Source organism: Caballeronia sp. ATUFL_F1_KS4A (assembly GCF_023630905.1).
GTDB lineage: Bacteria > Pseudomonadota > Gammaproteobacteria > Burkholderiales > Burkholderiaceae > Caballeronia > Caballeronia zhejiangensis.
In genome coordinates this window covers 69,028-84,823 of sequence record NZ_JALQEB010000029.1, presented here as the reverse complement: position 1 = coordinate 84,823, position 15,796 = coordinate 69,028, and the positions used below count along the sequence as shown (strand labels likewise).

Below are 15,796 nucleotides of genomic sequence, written 5' to 3'. Positions count from 1 at the left end.
GCCTCAATCGACCGTGTCCGCGCCCGCCGGGATGTGCTCGCGCACCGCCTTGCCCGGACCCGGCGCCCACGCGGGCCGCGTCTTCCTTCCGGTATCGACGACGACGAGATAATGCCCCGCCCAGGGCGTCGTCTTGCGCGTGGCCTTCAGCACCCACATCGACTGGCCTTCGGATACGCGCGCCTCGTATTGCGCATCGAGAATGCCGTGATGATCGAAGAACGTGTTGAGCGTCGACGGAATCCGCACGCAGCCCTTCGAATGCCGCATGCCGAGCAGCGGCTCCAGTTTCTCGGGATCGGTGGCGTGCATCTGGAAGCGCATCGGCGACTTGCCGCCATGGCCCCAGCCGCGCTCGCCTTCGGCCCAGCCGAAATCGTAGATACGCATGTCGCGCGCGCCGTAGCCGCGAATCTTGAACTCGTTGAGCGTGCCCTCGGCGCGAAAGTCCATGTTGCCCGGCACATGCTGGAAGACGCCGAGCGGCGTGAGGAAGTGATCGTAACTGCCGGGACGCCCCGTCGATACCGGCGATGCGCCGATCATCGACCACGCATCGTCGGCCTTCGCGCGGAAATAGACGAAGATCGCCTGCACGTTCGCGCTGCGATCGACCATCACGACGAATTCGTTGACGAGGCCGCCGTGACCGTCTTCTTCCAGCGTACGTTGCAGCAGACGGCCGTAGCCCTGCTGATCCGCGACGGGCACATTGAGCCGCCGATCGACTTCCTTCGCGAAGGTCTGCCGCATCGCATACGCGCCGGCCGGCTGCATGCCGCTGCGCTGGGCGAGATTCGGCTCGGGTGTTTCCGGCGGCAAGGGCACTTCGGGCACGGCCGCTTCCGATGCCGCGCTCGCCGCCGATGCCGCGCTGGCTGCGCTCGCCGCCGATGCAGCCGACGCAGCCGATGCAGCCGACGCCTCCGGAGCCGGTTGCGCGGGCATCGGCACGGGCATGGCGGGAAGCGCGCGCTCGGGCGCGCTCGCGGCTTGCGGAATGCTTGCGCCCTGCGGCATCGGCGGCACCGGGATAGAGCGGGCGACGGGCGCGACGGGCAACGCCGTCACGCGTCCCTGCGCGACCGCTCCCGATGCGCCCGAGGCCGCCTGAGGCCGCGCGCGAGCCGCCGTCGAGATCGAAAGAAGCGCGCCCGCCGCAGCGCACACGAGAAACCTTGCGCCGATCGGCGTCTTGTTCGTCCTGCTCTTTCCTGCCTGATGCATTGATTTGATTGATCCGCTTTGCCATTCGCCAACGGACGATCCACCGGATCGCCCGGTTCGAGCGGCCCATGCGCGAGACTGCGCGCATCGACAAAAAAGCCGGCGCGCACGACGCGCCGGCTTCGCCGCTACTTGAGGTTCGTCAACGGAAGCGCAGCAAAGTTCGTTCCGACCGCACGCGCGACGATGCGCGGCGCAGCGGAAACATCAATGCAGACGGATGGAGGCGTCGCCGGACGCGGAAGCCCGGGCACGCAAAGGTTCGTCGTGAAAGCGCTGATGGCACAGCTTCTGGGCGATCGCCTCGCCGATGTAAGGCACATCGGTCGCGAGCCTGGCGGTCGCGTAGGCGTGAGCGGTGCCCGCGCCGTGAACTTCGATGTCGCTCGCATACTGCCCGAGTTCGTGCTCGAGAAATCGCCGCACGTCGCGCGCGGCGCAGCGTTGAGGAAGATTCCAGACGAGCAGGTTCATCGCCGTCACCTTCTTGCGCGTGCGAAAACAGGCCGCCGGCTCTGCCTCGCGATCATCCGCGCCGCGAGCGTACCGACAACGAAGAGGGACACATACGCGAGCATCATGGCGACTCCAGGACTAATTTCGAGATAGCTCCATACTAATCCCGTTAATGGCGCGTGTGATGCGACATTCCGCCTATTTCAATAGATGTTCTAAATCGGACGGATAAGCCGAACGCATCGTTACAGGCCCGTACAGGTCATGCTGGAAAGATTCGGATACCGATTCGGCCAGTCGCCCGCCATTGCGGTTTGCGCTTCTTTCAGCGTCATGTCGCCGGTGCAGACGCAGCGCTTCAGGTACACCGCGAGCCGTTCCTTTCGGCGCTGGCCCTCGCGCCCTTCCCAGCGGCGCAGATCGAGATTCGCGGGCGAGTTGGGCGAGCCGCCGAGCAGCACCGGCATGCGATGATCGAGCGCGTATTCCGACGCGAACGACGGATCGATGCTGCGCTGCTTGAGCAGCCGCTCCTTCTGACGCATCTGGATTTCAAACGACGGCAGCACGCGGTCGACGTAACCCGGAATGCAGATCGTATCGACGATGGTCGCCTGCGTGACGCGCGCATCGAGCCATTCGGCGCGCTGGGCGCGCGGCGTGCCGGGCACGCATGCGAGCATCGCGCAGCAGCACGCGAGCGCCGCGCGCGCGGCCCGGCGGGCGCGGCGCGCGCCCGGTTTCGGTTCCTCGGTGAACCCGGTATCCCTTCGACTCATGCGTTTCGTGCGCCATCGATCGCGGCCTCGGTCCGCCGCTTGTTTTCAAGATGATCGGAGGTTCAATTAAAGCACACGAAACGCGCGCCGCACGCGAAGAGTTGCTCGCGATCCGCGAAGCCGCGTCACGTCGACGCGCCGGACGCCGGACAAACCGATGCCGACGCCGCGTCGAGCGCCGCATCGAGCGCCTCGGCCGCCGCGACGAACGCCGCGAACGATGCCGCGATGCGCGCGTCGTCCTCGCCGTTGCGATCGTCGTCGACCGCCAGTTCGCAGTCGCGCTGCAACGTGACGCACGCGCGCATGAACGACGCCGCGCCGATCACCGCCGCCGCGCCCTTCATGCGATGGGCGATGTCGCGCAGCAAGGCGTGGTCGTTGTCGGCGAACGCGGCTTGCGCGCCGGCGAGATCGCTCGCGTTCGCGGATTTCAGCGTATCGACGAGCGTCCCGGCCTGCTCACCGAAACCGGCGAGCAACGCGGCATTCAGAACCGGCTCGCCGGATTCGCGCGTCGCCGATGCGACCGGCGCTGCAACCGGCACGCGGCCGTCGCGCGTCGCGGCGAGCAAGGCCTCGCGCAGCGCGTCGAGGCCGAGCGGCTTCACGAGGCACGCGTTCATGCCCGATGCGACCGCGCGCAATGCCGCCTCGGGCTGCGCGTTCGCTGTCAGGCCGATGATCGGCACGGCGCGCGTCGCCGGATGCTTCGCTTCGTCCTCGCGAATCGTGCGGGCCAGTTCCTCGCCGCTCATTTCGGGCATCGAGCAGTCGGTCAGAATCACGTCGACGGCGTGCGGCGCGGCGCGCCAGCGTGCGAGCGCGCTCTTGCCGTCTACGGCCAGTTGCGCGACGCCGCCGAGCAGCCGGATTTGTCCGTCGAGCACGATGCGGTTCGCCGGATGATCGTCGACGACGAGCACGCGCAAGCCCGCAAGCGATTCCGCCGATACGCCCGTCTCCACGGCCGGCGCATCGGCGGCGCACGCGACGGCATCCGCCTCGGGCAAATCGAGCCGCACGGTGAAGCGCGTGCCGCGCCCCGGCTCGCTCGCCAGCTCGATCGCGCCGCCCATCATCTCGACGAGCCGCTTGCTGATCGTGAGGCCGAGGCCGGTGCCACCGACGCTGCGCGCACGGCCATCGTGCGTCTGCACGAACGGCGTGAACAGCAGCGCCTGCTTCCCGGGCGCGATGCCGATGCCCGTATCGGACACCGCGAGCGTCACCACGCGCCTGCCGTCCAGCGCCGGCGCGATGTCGTGTTCGAGCGTGACCGCGCCGGTATCGGTGAACTTGATCGCGTTCGAGAGCAGATTGCCGACGATCTGCCGTAAACGCTGACCATCGGCAAGAATCCAGACGGGACCGTCGCCGGAAAGCCGCTTCACGACGAGCGCGATGCCCTTAGCGCGGGCGGCCGGCTCGTAGATCGCCGCGACGCCCGCGATCCACGATTCGACCTCGAGCGGCGCGGGCGCGAGCACGAGGCGCTCCGCCTCGATCTTCGCGACGTCGAGCAGATCGTCGATCATGCCGAGCAGATCGCGCGCGGCGTGATGCGCGGTCGACAGCGCGCGCTTGGTCGCGGCGCGCTCGCCGGGCGCACGCAGCTCCATTTCCAGCAGGCCGAGCACGGCGTTCATCGGCGTGCGGATTTCGTGGCTCATCGTCGCGAGGAACGTCGATTTCGCGCGATTCGCCGTTTCCGCCTCTTCCTTCGCGGCGCGCATGGCGCGTTCGGCGGCGATCCGTCGCGCGATCTGCACGCGCAGCGTCAACGCCCAGCCCGCGAGCGCGAGCAAAAGCGCAATGCCGAGCAGCGCGCCCAGCTCGACTTGCGGACGGCGGCGCTCCCACATCATTTCGGGATGCTCGGCGAGCTTCCAGCGCGTGCGGATCGATTCGAGTTCCGGCGGCGGCAGGCTCGCGATCGCGCGATTCACGATGCCGAGCAGCACCGGCTCGCCCGCACTGACGATGAGTCCGTGCGGAATCGGCTTCGTCGACAGCACGCCGCTGATCGTGAGCGTGCCGCGAAACGGATTGCCCACGGCGTAATTGGCGAAAGGCAGATCGGCGACGGCCGCATCGGCGTCGCCGTTGGCCACGGCGCGAAACGGACCGTCGAACGGTTTCGAATCGACGATGCGCGCTTGCGGCGCATCCTCGCGCACGAAGTTCAGGATCGGCCAATCGTGCGGAATCGCGATGCGCTTGCCGGCGAGCGCGGCGGCGTCGCGCAAGGGCGGACGGCCCACGGCGGTCACGATCGCAAAAATGCTTTCGCCCGTCGGCGTGGTCGCCTCGCCGCCGGGCAACGGCGACAACGCGCCGAGACTGAACGGCACGATCGCGGACGCGCCGCTCTTCAGATCGGCGCGCAACTGCGCCATCGACGTGCGTATGCGCGGCTCGAAGCGCAAGCCGGTCACGCGCGCGAGCGCGTCGAGGATATCGACGGCGATGCCCGCCGCGTTGCCGCGCTGATCGCGGAACATCAGCGGCGCGGCCTGCGCGAGCATCGAATAATGCACGACGGGATGCGCCGCGATCCACGCTGCTTCCTCGCGCGTGAGCGGGATCGGCGTGTTGCGCGTGATCGCGGACGCCGCCGGCTGCCAGCGCTCGTGCGTCACGAGCGCGAAGCTCGGCGGCAATGCGGCGAGCGCATCGTCGACGCGCTTGCGCAGCGCATCGGCGTCGGCGCGTCCGGGCGCGAACGCGAAACTGTAGCCGCCTTCGTCGAAGGTCGCGAAACCGGTGATCGTCAGGTTCGGCAAATCGAAATGATCGATCGTGTACGAGACCACGGTCATGTCGCCGACGAAGGCGTCCGCGTCGCCGAGCGACACCGCGAGCAGCGCGCCGGTCAGATCGGGATAAGCCACGGGTTCGAGCGATGGATACGCCGCGCGCAGACGCGCCGGCGACGTCGGCGCGGCCACGTAAGCAAGCCGATGCGTCGGCGGATGGGAATGGAGCGGCTCGACGTAGATCAGCTTCGTCGGCAGATACGGGCGGCTGAACGCGAGCGGTTCGCCGGCGTCTTCGCCTGTCGCGCCCGTCGCCATGTCGATGTCGCCGAGCCTGAGCGCCGCGATCATCGCCGGCCTGTCGGGAAAGAAGCGCCAGTCCGGATCGATTCCGAGCGCACTCGCGACGGCGTTCGCAAAATCGGCCGAGATGCCGCGCGGCAAGCCCGGCCGCGCCGAACAATGATTCACCGAATCGGCCATGTCGAGCGGCGGCGCCATGCCCGGCACCGCGCCGATCACGATGGACTCCTTCGCATGCGCAAACCCGCACGCGATGCAGAGCACACACGCGAGAACAGCGCACGCGCCCCGCCCGGCGCCGGCGCGATGCTGCGCTAGATTGAACACGTCACGCCCCGATGGACCCGAGTGCGGCTAGTGTCTCAAAAACACCCGGGCGCGTATATCGACGGCGTGACGCATGAAGCCGCACTTCGTTGCGCGGCGCGAAACGCGCGTCAGGCGGGCACCGACTCCGCCTTTTGCGCGCGCGACCACACGCGATGCTTGCTCATCGCTTCGATGAAGCTCTTCAGCACGGCATTCGCGTCGCTGCCCACGGCGACGCCTTCCTCGCCGCCCGGCAGATGCGCGGCCGCGAGCAGGTCCTCGCCGTCGCCGATCGCGCCGATGGCCTTCAGATGCTTGAACGCTTCGAGCACGAAGTGACGCGCGTCGCCGGATTCCGACAGCGTCTTCGCGCTGTCCTTGCCGCCCGCGACGATCACGCCGTCGAACATGATCGACGGCATGCCGAGGATGGTCGCATCGGCCTCGATGCCTTGCGCGGGCGAGCCGAGCGTCGGCGAGATGACCTTTGCGTGCGCGCCCTCGGCTTTCAGCGCGTCCTGTACGGCCTTGATGCTCGCGGCATCGGCGCCGGGCGCGGCGAGAATGGCGACTTTGCGCGTCTTGATCGACGGCTTCGTTTTCGCGACGATCGACAGCGCCGGCGATTCCGTCACCGAAGACTTGCCGAGCTCGTCGGCATCCGCGTTCTTCTTCGGCGCGGGCAAGCCGAGATTCTCGGCGACGCGCGCGGCGAGCGTCTCATCGATGTTCGCGAGAATGCCGAGCTGGCGCTCGCGGATGTGCTTGCGCTCGACCTTCGACAACTCGAACGAATACGCGCCGACGATGTGATCCTTTTCCGGATCGGTCATGCTGTTCCAGAAGAGCGTGGCTTGCGAATAATGGTCCTTGAACGACGGGCTGCGCACGCGGATCTTCGAGCCTTCGACGCGCTCCGTGTAGCTTTCGAAGCCGCCGCCCGATGCGGCGGGCGGGGTTTCCTTCGGCCATCCGCCGTCGATGGAATTCGGCTCGTAGGACGCCTGTCCCTTGTCGATCGTCTGGCGATGCATCGCGTCGCGCTGGCCGTTGGCGAGTGGCGCGAGCGGCCGGTTGATCGGAATTTCGTGGAAGTTCGGGCCGCCGAGCCGGCTGATCTGCGTGTCGGTGTAGGAGAACAGACGCCCTTGCAGCAGCGGATCGTTGGTGAAGTCGATGCCCGGCACGATGTGCCCGGGGCAGAACGCGACCTGCTCGGTTTCGGCGAAGAAGTTGTCGGGATTGCGATTCAGCGTGAGCTTGCCGATCATCTTGAGCGGCACGAGCTCTTCGGGAATGATCTTGGTCGGATCGAGCAGATCGAAGTCGAACTTGTGTTCATCCTCTTCTTCGACGATCTGCACGCCGAGTTCCCATTCGGGATAGTCGCCGTTGTCGATCGCTTCCCAGAGATCCCGCCGATGGAAGTCCGAATCCTTGCCCGCGAGTTTCTGCGCTTCGTCCCAGAGCAACGATGCGGAGCCGATCGTCGGCCGCCAGTGGAACTTGACGAAGCGTCCTTTGCCTTGCGCGTTGATGAAGCGGAAGGTGTGGATGCCGAAGCCTTCCATCGTGCGCAGGCTGCGGGGAATCGCGCGATCGGACATGGTCCAGAGCACCATGTGCGCCGATTCGGGCACGAGCGAGACGAAGTCCCAGAAGGTGTCGTGCGCGGATGCGCCTTGCGGCATTTCGTTGTGCGGCTCGGGTTTGACCGCGTGGACGAAGTCGGGGAACTTGATCGCGTCCTGAATGAAGAATACCGGCATGTTGTTGCCGACGAGATCGAAATTGCCTTCTTCGGTGTAGAACTTGACGGCGAAGCCGCGCACGTCGCGAACGGTATCGGCTGAGCCGCGCGAGCCTTGCACGGTCGAGAAGCGCACGTAGACGGGCGTTTCCTTCGACGGGTCTTGCAGGAAGGCGGCCTTCGTCAGTTCGGCCTGCGATTCGTAAACCTTGAAGACGCCGTGAGCGGCCGAGCCTCGGGCGTGGACGATGCGTTCCGGAATGCGCTCGTGGTCGAAGTGCGTGATTTTTTCACGCATGATGAAGTCTTCGAGCAACGAAGGGCCGCGTTCGCCGGCGCGCAGGGTGTTCTGGTTATCGGCGATCTTGACGCCCTGGTTTGTCGTCAGGGCCTGGTTGGTCGCGTCGGAGCGGAACGTTTCGAGGGATTCGACTTTTTTGTTGGTGTTGCTCTGCGAGGGGGTGCGGGCTACGCCGCCTTCGGGCGGTTGCTTCTCCATTGCCATTTTTTTGCGGACTCCGGGGTTTGGGTGAGGACTTGCGGTCCTCTACCGCAATTGATGTTCCCGGGCGGGGGTGCTTTTCGCCGTGGTTGTTTTCGCCGGATCCCGTTTTCTTTGTGGTCTATTAGCATTGCCCCTGTGCGGGGCGGCAGTCACTTTCCTTGCTGTAGTCGCCGGATCCCGTTTTCTTAGCGGTCTATTAGCACTGCCCCTGTGCGGGGCGGCACTCACTTTCTTTGCTGCTGCAAAGAAAGTAAGCAAAGAAAGCAGCTTTTCAGGCCCGCGGTCACACGCAATTTGGGTAGTCCTCTCGTCACAGACGGCACTCGCCTAAAGAGTGCCCTCAAGCACCTAATCGGGCTTGGCTCGCACACGGTCTGCCAACCAATAACTTCGAGGGCGCTGGTTCAGCACGAAACAGCATCGGCACAGCGCTACGCGCTGCCGCCGGGTCTGCAAGGGAAACCGACGTACGGCAAAGGCGGCGAGATGAAGATGTTAGTAGCGAAGCACGCGCATTCCCGATTGACCGGTCGGCCGCGAAGCGGGCTGGAGCTATTTGGTGCTGAACCAGTTTGTTGTGTGGTGCGATGTGGCAGACCGTGCGCGAGCCAAGCCCGATGGGGCCTATGAGGGCACTCTTTAGGCAGCCCACGAACGACGAGAGGACTACCCAAACTGCGTGTGACCGCGGGCGTATCGGAAGCTGCTTTCTTTGCTTACTTTCTTTGCAGCAGCAAAGAAAGTAAGTGCCGCCCCGCACAGGGGCAGTGCTAATAGACCACTAAGAAAACGGGATCCGGCGAAAAACCGGAGCCGACACGAATACGGGATCCGGCGACAACAAAACAAAAAACCCCCGAACCCCACCGCCTCGCGGTAAAAGCAAACCATCACCCCACCGGCGACAACGCCCCCAACTTATCCGCCGTAGTCTTCTGCAACGTAATGATCCGGCTCATAGCCGCATGATTCGTGGTCGCTTCGTCGTACATCTTCGCGAGATCCGCCTTGAGCTGCGTCCTCGATCCGCCATCGAGATAGACCATGTGTCCGGAAGGATAAAACGTCGCCGAAAGATTCTGCCGCACCGTCTTGTCGATCAGCGGCATCTGCTGCAAGTCGATGATCGTCTGATAGAACGGCGTCACGAAGTCGTACATCCCGTTGGCGGCCAGCACCTTCAGATCGACGTTCAGCGCCATCACCGCGGCGAGATCGCCCGCCGTGTAGAGAATGATGTTGCCCTTCGAATCCAGGCCCTTCTGTTCGCCCGTCGGGTCCGTATGCTTGAAGTCCCAGTTGAGGAACGCCTGATCGTTCAGGTCCGTGAACGACGACGTCGACGTGAACTTCAACTGCTCGTTCAGATAGCTGTTCCACATCGTCGTGTAGACGCCGCTCACCGCGGTCATCGTCGGATCGTTGCCGCCCGAATTCGGATCGATCTTGCCCGCGATGCCCGTCGATATCGCCGTCACGCGACCATCGTAGGAGCCGAGCGATTCGCCCTTCGACTTCAAGAGCGTCGTAAGAAAAAGCGAATTCCCCCGGCTGTCGTAAGCCGCGATATCGAGACTCCACGCCAGCAACGTCGCGCGGTCGATGCCCGTGTATTCGGACAGCTTCTCGACCACTTCATCGTCCGTCTGCGGAAATTTGCGCAGCGCGTTCAGATAATCCGTGCGCGAGAACTCCGCGACTTCCTCCACGAACGTCAGCAAGTTGGTCGGCGTCGGATGCACGCCGAGTTTCTTGTGATACCACGCGTCGGCGGCGGCGGTCGGCAACGCGCCGACAGGATTGCCCGCCTGCGCGTAATCGAGAATCGACGATTGCAGCGTGACGCCGTTCAAATCGATGCCGTCCTCATGCAGCTTGTACGCGAGCACGCAACTGCGCGCCGTGCCGTACGACTCGCCGAACAGAAACTTCGGCGAATTCCAGCGATTGTTCTTCGTCAGATAACGCTTGATGAACTGCGCGATCGACCCCGCATCCTGATCGACGCCCCAGAAATCGCGATTCTTGTTCGGCGCGATCGCCGCCGAATAGCCCGTGCCGACCGGATTGATGAAGATGAGATCGCTGCGGTCGAGCAGGCTGTCCGGGTTGTCTTCCATCTGATACGGCGCGGGCGGCGTGAAGCCCGGCATCGCCGTCTTGATGCGGCGCGGCGCGAACGAGCCGAGCAACACGAACACCGACGACGACCCCGGCCCGCCGTTATAGAAGAACGTCAGCGGACGCGCCTCTTCCTTCGCGCCGTCTTTCGTGAACGCGACGTAGAACATCTTCGCGCTCGGCTTCGAACTGCTCGGATCGACCGTGACGAGATGGCCGACCGTCGCCGTATAAGCGATCTTCGCGCCGCCGATCGTCACGCTGTGATGCGTGATCGCCGCGTTCTCGTCGGCTTCGGTCGCCGCGATGGCGTCGTCGGGACCGTTGCCGTACGCGACCGGATCGAAATACGGCTGATCCTTCTTCGCCGTCGTGGTCTTCTTCGGCGCTTTCTTCGCGGCGGCGGTCAAGGCCGGTTCTTCCGCGTTCGCAGGTTTGTCGCTCGCTGCCAGTGGATCGGAGTTCATCGTGATCGCTCCAGAATCGTCGTCGTGGTTGTTGTTCACTGTCTTACGCCTTGCTCAAAGACTTCGCGGGTTTCAACGCGGCCGCGATCTTCGCGCCGTCGGGACTGCCCATGCCGGTGCACGCGTCCCAGCCGGCCGCCGCGGAAAAACTTCCGTTGTTGCCTTCCGTGATGTCGCGAAACGCCGTCTTCGCCGTGTAGAGCTTCGGATTGACGAAGCCCGATGGCGAACCGTTGATCGCGTTGATGCGCGCGATCAGCGCAGCCCACAACGGCGCGACCGCGCTCGTGCCGCCGACGACCGTATCCTCGCCGTCGATCAGCACCTCATAGCCGGTCAGCGGCGATGCGTCGCCCGCAACGTCCGGCACGCCGCGCTTCGCGAGCACCGTTGGCTTGCCGTTACGCATCACCGACAAACCCTTCTGCCATGCCGGCAGCGCGAACACGCCGGACACGCCGCCGCCGCCCGAGCCGCCCTGATCGCCGTCGTTCCAGACGACTTCCTTCGCGATGCCCGTCGCCGACGCCTTCAGGCTCGTGCCGCCGCAGCCGAGCACATACGGGCTCGACGCCGGAAAGTCGACGTGATCCGCGCCGTCGCCCGCGCCATCGGACGAGCCGCTGTCGCCCGATGCCGCGCACACCGTCACGCCGAGCGCGGCCGCGCTTTGCAGCACGTCGTTGAACGCGCCGATCGATTGCGACGACCAGTTCGCCTCCGGCCCGCCCCAACTGATGGATATGACCGAAGGCTTGTTGGCGGAATCGTGCAGCGCGCGATTGACGGCATCGACGAAACCGGCGTCGCTGTTCGGCGCGAAGTACACGGCGATGCGCGCGCCCGGCGCCACCGCGCCCGCGACCTCGATATCGAGCGTCACCTCGCCGTCCGGGCCGTTCGGATTGCCCGTGGGCGCGTTCTTGCCGCCATCGACGCCGACCGACACGACTTGCGGCGACTTCACGCCGAGCTTCGAGAAGTACGCGGAAAGATCGGCATCGCGATAGCCGCCGCCCAGCTCGATGATGGCGATGCATTGGCCCGCGCCGTCGCCATCGGGGAAATCGTAGAGACGCGCGAGATCGACCGGCGTGAACGACGCGCTCGCCGCGCCGCGCGCCGGCTTGAACGGCGGACGGAAACGAAAGTGCGGACGCGCCTGCGGCTTGCTGTCGAGGCCGAGAACGGCGGTGACGGCGTCGTGCACTTCGTCGGGCACCTTCACCGGCCCCGAGCGTCCGCGATATTCGCCGATGTTGTGATGTTGAAAGCGTTCGAGCTTGACGTCGAAAGCCTTCTGGAATTGTTCGATGGTCCCTTTCAGCACGACGCTGCGCGTTTCGGTTTCCGCGCGCACGACCGTCAGGCCGTACTGCTGCGCGAACGCCTTCACTTTGGCGATGTCGTCGTCCGAGGCGGTGAAACGTTTGTCGAATTCCTCGCGCGATACGGCTTGCGCGGGCGCTTCGCCAGAATCGATGCGCGCCATCATCTGCTTGAAACCCGCCTCGTCCTTGCGCCGCAGCATCACGATGACTTCGATCTGTTCGGACGGATCGCAGTCGCCGATGCATTGCGCGCCTTCGGGATGAATCTTGTCGCTGCCGCTGACCGGTTGCTTCGTCATGGTATCGATGCTCCTCGTTGGCCATGAAAATCAAAGTTTCTCGATCCTGCCGCTGCCCGCGCTTATCGTCTTATTTTCCGGGCGCGAATGCAATTGCTCGGACCGTTGACGAGAGCATGCAGTTCCAGCGAGACAAAAGCTGTCCCGGTCTTCAACGTTTCGTCTCGCTGTGCGGCTCGGCGGGGAGCGCGATGCCGAGGCGCTCCATCAGGCGTCGCGCGTCGAACGGGGCGCGCACTTTCTGATCGTTGTCGAAGTAGCAGAAGACGTCGCGGCCCGCGCGCGGCCGCGCTTTCGCCGATGAAATCAGCCGCGCGTCGGCGATCTGTCCGCCCGACGCCCAGCATTCGATGCGGCGTGCCCATTCGTCGAGCGCCTCGTCCTTATAACTGCCGCCATAAAGCGTTTCGCTGCCGTGAAGCCGCAAATAAGTGAAGTCGGACGTGAGATCTTCGGCATAGGGCCAGCCGGCCACCGAATCCGACACGACCAGCGCCGCGCCGTATTTGCGCAGCAGCCGCACGAATTCATCGGTGCAGAAACTCGGATGACGGATCTCGATCGCGTGCCGCAGCGCGCGCTTTCTTCCGGGCTCGAACCACGGGTCTTTCACGCGCGTGTCGTGGCCCTGGGCGAGCCGCGCGGCGGCGACCGTATCCTTCGGCAGCAATTCGAGAAAGCGTTCGAAGGCTTCGGGACGGAAGGAAAAGTTCGGCGGAAACTGCCAGAGGAACGGACCGAGCTTGTCGCCGAGCGCGAGCACGCCGGACGCGAAGAAGTTCGAGATCGCCGGAATCGCCGTTTCGTCGCGAAAACGCAGCATGTGCGTCAGATAGCGCGGCCCCTTCACGCTGAAGACGAAGCCATCGGGCGTCGCGTCGCGCCACGCGCGATAGCTCGTCACGCTTTGCAGCGAATAATGCGATCCGTTGATCTCGACCGTCTGAACCGCGCGCGACGCGAAATCGAGCTCGCGGGCCTGCGCGAGCTTTTTCGGATAGAACACGCCGCGCCAGCCGGCATAGCGCCAGCCCGAAATACCGATGCGGATGCGCCCGGTCATCGCGCGCCTAGTGCGGACGGCCTTCGTCGTATTCCGCCCGCGCGCCCTGCGGCAGCCACGGCTCGCGATGCTTGCACCAGAGCTCGTAAGTCGGCTCGAAGACGCCGGTTTCGTCGAATGCGCCGATGGGCAGATCGACTTCGTCGCGCGTCGTGAATTCCATGTACGCGACCGAGCCGCACGCCGGGCAGAAGTGCCGCCGGCCATCGTCGGAACTCTTCCACGTCGAAAGGCTGCCGCTCATCATCACGTTGCCGCGCGCGTAAATCGCATAAGCTCCAAAGGCGGAGCCATGCACTTGCCGGCACGTCGTGCAGTGGCAGATGCAGACGCGAATGGGCTTGCCCGTCGCGCGAAAGCGGAACGCGCCGCACGCGCATCCGCCCTCATGAACCGTAGCCGCCCGCGTTTCGTCCTTTTCAACGCTCATCGATCTCTCCCGTAAATACGATGGTTTGTTACGATAACCCTTCACGATCGGAGATGGCACTCATGAGCACACCAAGCACGACCGGCACCACGTATACCGCGAGTACCTTGTCCCTGCTGAAGCTGCTTCCCGGCGCCGGATCGGAGTTCGGTCCGGCCGCATCCGACCTCGTCGCCCACGTGCTGTCGCATGATCGCTTCGATGCGGTCGCGAATGCGAACGCGCCGCGCGAAACGTTCCGCGGCGTCACCGTCGACGACGTCATGAACGACGAGTACGTGTTCCCGCTCGGCCGCACCGGCCAGTCGATCGTGCTGACGGGCTATCGCATCGCGGCGGGTTTCATCGCCGAACGCGCGGCCGACGAATGGCTCGAACTCGCGCACAAGGAACGCGTTGCAAAAGGCTTGCCCGCCGAGCCGCAAGGCAGCGAGCCGCATCTCGCGCCCGATCCCGCCGAAGCCGATCAGCTGCTCGACCGCGCCTACGAGTGCGCCCAGCGCATTCTCGATCCGGTCGCGGGCGAGCCGGTTCTTTCGCTCTTCGAGACGCACTATCGCGGCGGACGGGAGTTTTTGCGTCTGAGCTGGGAAGGTTTGCCGGAGGATCTCGTGCCGGAATCGCGCCGTCCGCTCGCGGCGCTCGCCGCCGCGCAAAACGGCGAGCGGCGAGAAAAGCGCGATTACGATCCGTACGGTCTCGACGGCGTCGACGATTACGACGTCGACAGGCCGCTCGCGTATCGCGAGAAGATCGGGCCGTTTCTCTTCACGATGACCTATCGCCACGAATACCCGCAGGTCGACGACGAGCGGCTCGGCACCGCGTTCGCCGTCTTCCACGAGGCGGGCAGCGATATCGTCGCGGCGGCGGTGCGGCTGAAACTCGTCAAGGTGCCGCCGCTCACGAGCAGCGCCGATCTCGTCTACACGCTCGACACTTACTCGGGCGAAATGCTCTCGCTCGCGCTCGCATCGACGGAAGCGCTCGGTCCGGAGAAGCTGTGCGAGGTCTACAACGCGCATCGCGTGATTTACATCAGCCTGTGGGAAGTGAGAAAGCCGTGGCGCGGCGAGGGCCTCGGCGTCGCGCTGCTGCATCAGGCGCTGGAACGCCTTCCCGTCGATGTCGATGGCCGGCCGAACGCGCTGTGCGTCGCGCCCGAGCCGTATCAGACCGACATGCGGCACTTCGAGAAGCTGCCCGGCGTGCTGCGCGAGGAACTGAAGACGCCGGCGAAGCGCCTCGCCGCGCATCTGACCAACTGGCTCGAACGCTCGAAGCTGCCGATCGCCACGCACTTCTTCGTGCCGATGGCCAAGCATGCGGGCATCGGCTCCGCGGGCGAGAACGCGCGGCTCATCGACCGGATCATGGAGAGCGAGGCCTGACGCGATGCTCGTCATCGTCGACATGCAGGCGCGGCTCCTGCCGCATCTGGATGGCGCGCAACGTCTGACGGAGCGCGCCGGCACGCTCTTGCGCGCGGCGAACCTGCTCGACGTGCCGGTGCTTTTTACGGAGCAGAATCCGCGCGGGCTCGGCGGGACGGTCGAAAGCCTGCCCGTCGATCTCCGGTCGGCGAAAGTCGTCGAAAAGCACACATTCGATGCGACGCTCGAACCCGCGTTCGTCGATGCGCTGCCGCCCGCGCCCGCGACGCTGTGGGTCGCCGGCGCGGAGGCGCATGTGTGCGTGCTGCTGACGGTGCTCGGAGTGTTGCGGCTCGGCTATCGCGTGGAATTCGTGGCGGACGCGGTCGCGTCGCGGCGAGCCGCGGATCGCGCCGTCGCGATCGAACGGGCGCGGCAGGACGGCGCGCGGCTCACGACGGTCGAAACGACGATCTTCGGATGGATGGGCAGTTGCCGGCATCCGCGCTTTCGGGACGTGCTTGCGCTTATCAAGTGACGTGGGTTTCGAACCAGACCGTTAGTTTTACGCGCGCATGCAGCATTTACCCGCACGACCCGCTCATAAGCCAGCCAGCGTCCGTC

11 protein-coding genes are annotated in these 15,796 nt (G+C 65.1%); 2 read left to right on the top strand and 9 right to left on the bottom strand.

The features are described 5' to 3' along the window. Positions 1-3 precede the first annotated feature (3 nt). The 9 genes from NCS03_RS15590 to NCS03_RS15550 all read right to left on the bottom strand — a co-directional run bounded on the left by NCS03_RS15590 (position 4) and on the right by NCS03_RS15550 (position 13,799). Complete coding sequence (locus NCS03_RS15590; RefSeq protein WP_250529366.1) at positions 4-1,227, bottom strand: hypothetical protein; 1,224 nt, start codon at positions 1,225-1,227, stop codon at positions 4-6. Between the two features lie 207 nt (positions 1,228-1,434). Beyond that, positions 1,435-1,701 (bottom strand): hypothetical protein, encoded by a 267-nt coding sequence (locus NCS03_RS15585; RefSeq protein ID WP_008353799.1) that lies wholly within the window; start codon positions 1,699-1,701, stop codon positions 1,435-1,437. A 227-nt stretch (positions 1,702-1,928) separates the two neighbouring features. Next, complete coding sequence (locus NCS03_RS15580) at positions 1,929-2,462, bottom strand: hypothetical protein (protein WP_008353800.1); 534 nt, start codon at positions 2,460-2,462, stop codon at positions 1,929-1,931. 125 nt (positions 2,463-2,587) lie between these two features. Next, positions 2,588-5,743: an ATP-binding protein gene (locus NCS03_RS15575; protein WP_250529365.1), complete on the bottom strand. Its 3,156-nt coding sequence runs from the start codon at positions 5,741-5,743 to the stop codon at positions 2,588-2,590. Positions 5,744-5,961: 218 nt separating this feature from the next. Continuing rightward, a complete protein-coding gene (gene katE, locus NCS03_RS15570) occupies positions 5,962-8,082 on the bottom strand; it encodes a catalase HPII (protein WP_241484931.1) in 2,121 nt (706 codons plus the stop codon). Between the two features lie 896 nt (positions 8,083-8,978). Continuing rightward, positions 8,979-10,676, bottom strand: coding sequence for a S10 family peptidase (locus NCS03_RS15565; protein ID WP_175979130.1), 1,698 nt, complete (start codon positions 10,674-10,676; stop codon positions 8,979-8,981). A 43-nt stretch (positions 10,677-10,719) separates the two neighbouring features. Then, the gene (locus NCS03_RS15560) at positions 10,720-12,306 is read right to left on the bottom strand and encodes a S53 family peptidase (protein ID WP_175979129.1); all 1,587 of its coding nucleotides are present in this window, start codon (positions 12,304-12,306) and stop codon (positions 10,720-10,722) included. 151 nt (positions 12,307-12,457) lie between these two features. Further along, a complete protein-coding gene (locus NCS03_RS15555; RefSeq protein ID WP_250529364.1) occupies positions 12,458-13,369 on the bottom strand; it encodes a DUF72 domain-containing protein in 912 nt (303 codons plus the stop codon). 7 nt (positions 13,370-13,376) lie between these two features. Beyond that, a complete protein-coding gene (locus tag NCS03_RS15550; RefSeq protein WP_008353807.1) occupies positions 13,377-13,799 on the bottom strand; it encodes a GFA family protein in 423 nt (140 codons plus the stop codon). A 62-nt stretch (positions 13,800-13,861) separates the two neighbouring features. Here NCS03_RS15550 and NCS03_RS15545 point away from each other — a divergent pair, with 62 nt between their 5' ends. Together NCS03_RS15545 and NCS03_RS15540 are read left to right on the top strand one after the other, a co-directional pair. After that, on the top strand, positions 13,862-15,190 hold the full coding sequence (locus NCS03_RS15545) for a hypothetical protein (protein ID WP_008353808.1): 1,329 nt from the start codon (positions 13,862-13,864) through the stop codon (positions 15,188-15,190). 4 nt (positions 15,191-15,194) lie between these two features. Beyond that, positions 15,195-15,710, top strand: a complete 516-nt coding sequence (locus tag NCS03_RS15540; RefSeq protein ID WP_008353809.1) for an isochorismatase family protein — start codon at positions 15,195-15,197, stop codon at positions 15,708-15,710. Positions 15,711-15,796 lie beyond the last annotated feature (86 nt).

Bases quoted from the DNA above. Each gene is read 5' to 3' on its own strand.
- NCS03_RS15560 (WP_175979129.1), bottom strand. From the start codon at position 12,306: ATGACGAAGCAACCGGTCAGCGGCAGCGACAAGATTCATCCCGAAGGC.
- NCS03_RS15580 (WP_008353800.1), bottom strand. From the start codon at position 2,462: ATGAGTCGAAGGGATACCGGGTTCACCGAGGAACCGAAACCGGGCGCG.
- NCS03_RS15585 (WP_008353799.1), bottom strand. From the start codon at position 1,701: ATGAACCTGCTCGTCTGGAATCTTCCTCAACGCTGCGCCGCGCGCGAC.
- NCS03_RS15565 (WP_175979130.1), bottom strand. From the start codon at position 10,676: ATGAACTCCGATCCACTGGCAGCGAGCGACAAACCTGCGAACGCGGAA.
- NCS03_RS15550 (WP_008353807.1), bottom strand. From the start codon at position 13,799: ATGAGCGTTGAAAAGGACGAAACGCGGGCGGCTACGGTTCATGAGGGC.
- NCS03_RS15555 (WP_250529364.1), bottom strand. From the start codon at position 13,369: ATGACCGGGCGCATCCGCATCGGTATTTCGGGCTGGCGCTATGCCGGC.
- NCS03_RS15545 (WP_008353808.1), top strand. From the start codon at position 13,862: ATGAGCACACCAAGCACGACCGGCACCACGTATACCGCGAGTACCTTG.
- katE (WP_241484931.1), bottom strand. From the start codon at position 8,082: ATGGAGAAGCAACCGCCCGAAGGCGGCGTAGCCCGCACCCCCTCGCAG.
- NCS03_RS15540 (WP_008353809.1), top strand. From the start codon at position 15,195: ATGCTCGTCATCGTCGACATGCAGGCGCGGCTCCTGCCGCATCTGGAT.
- NCS03_RS15590 (WP_250529366.1), bottom strand. From the start codon at position 1,227: ATGCATCAGGCAGGAAAGAGCAGGACGAACAAGACGCCGATCGGCGCA.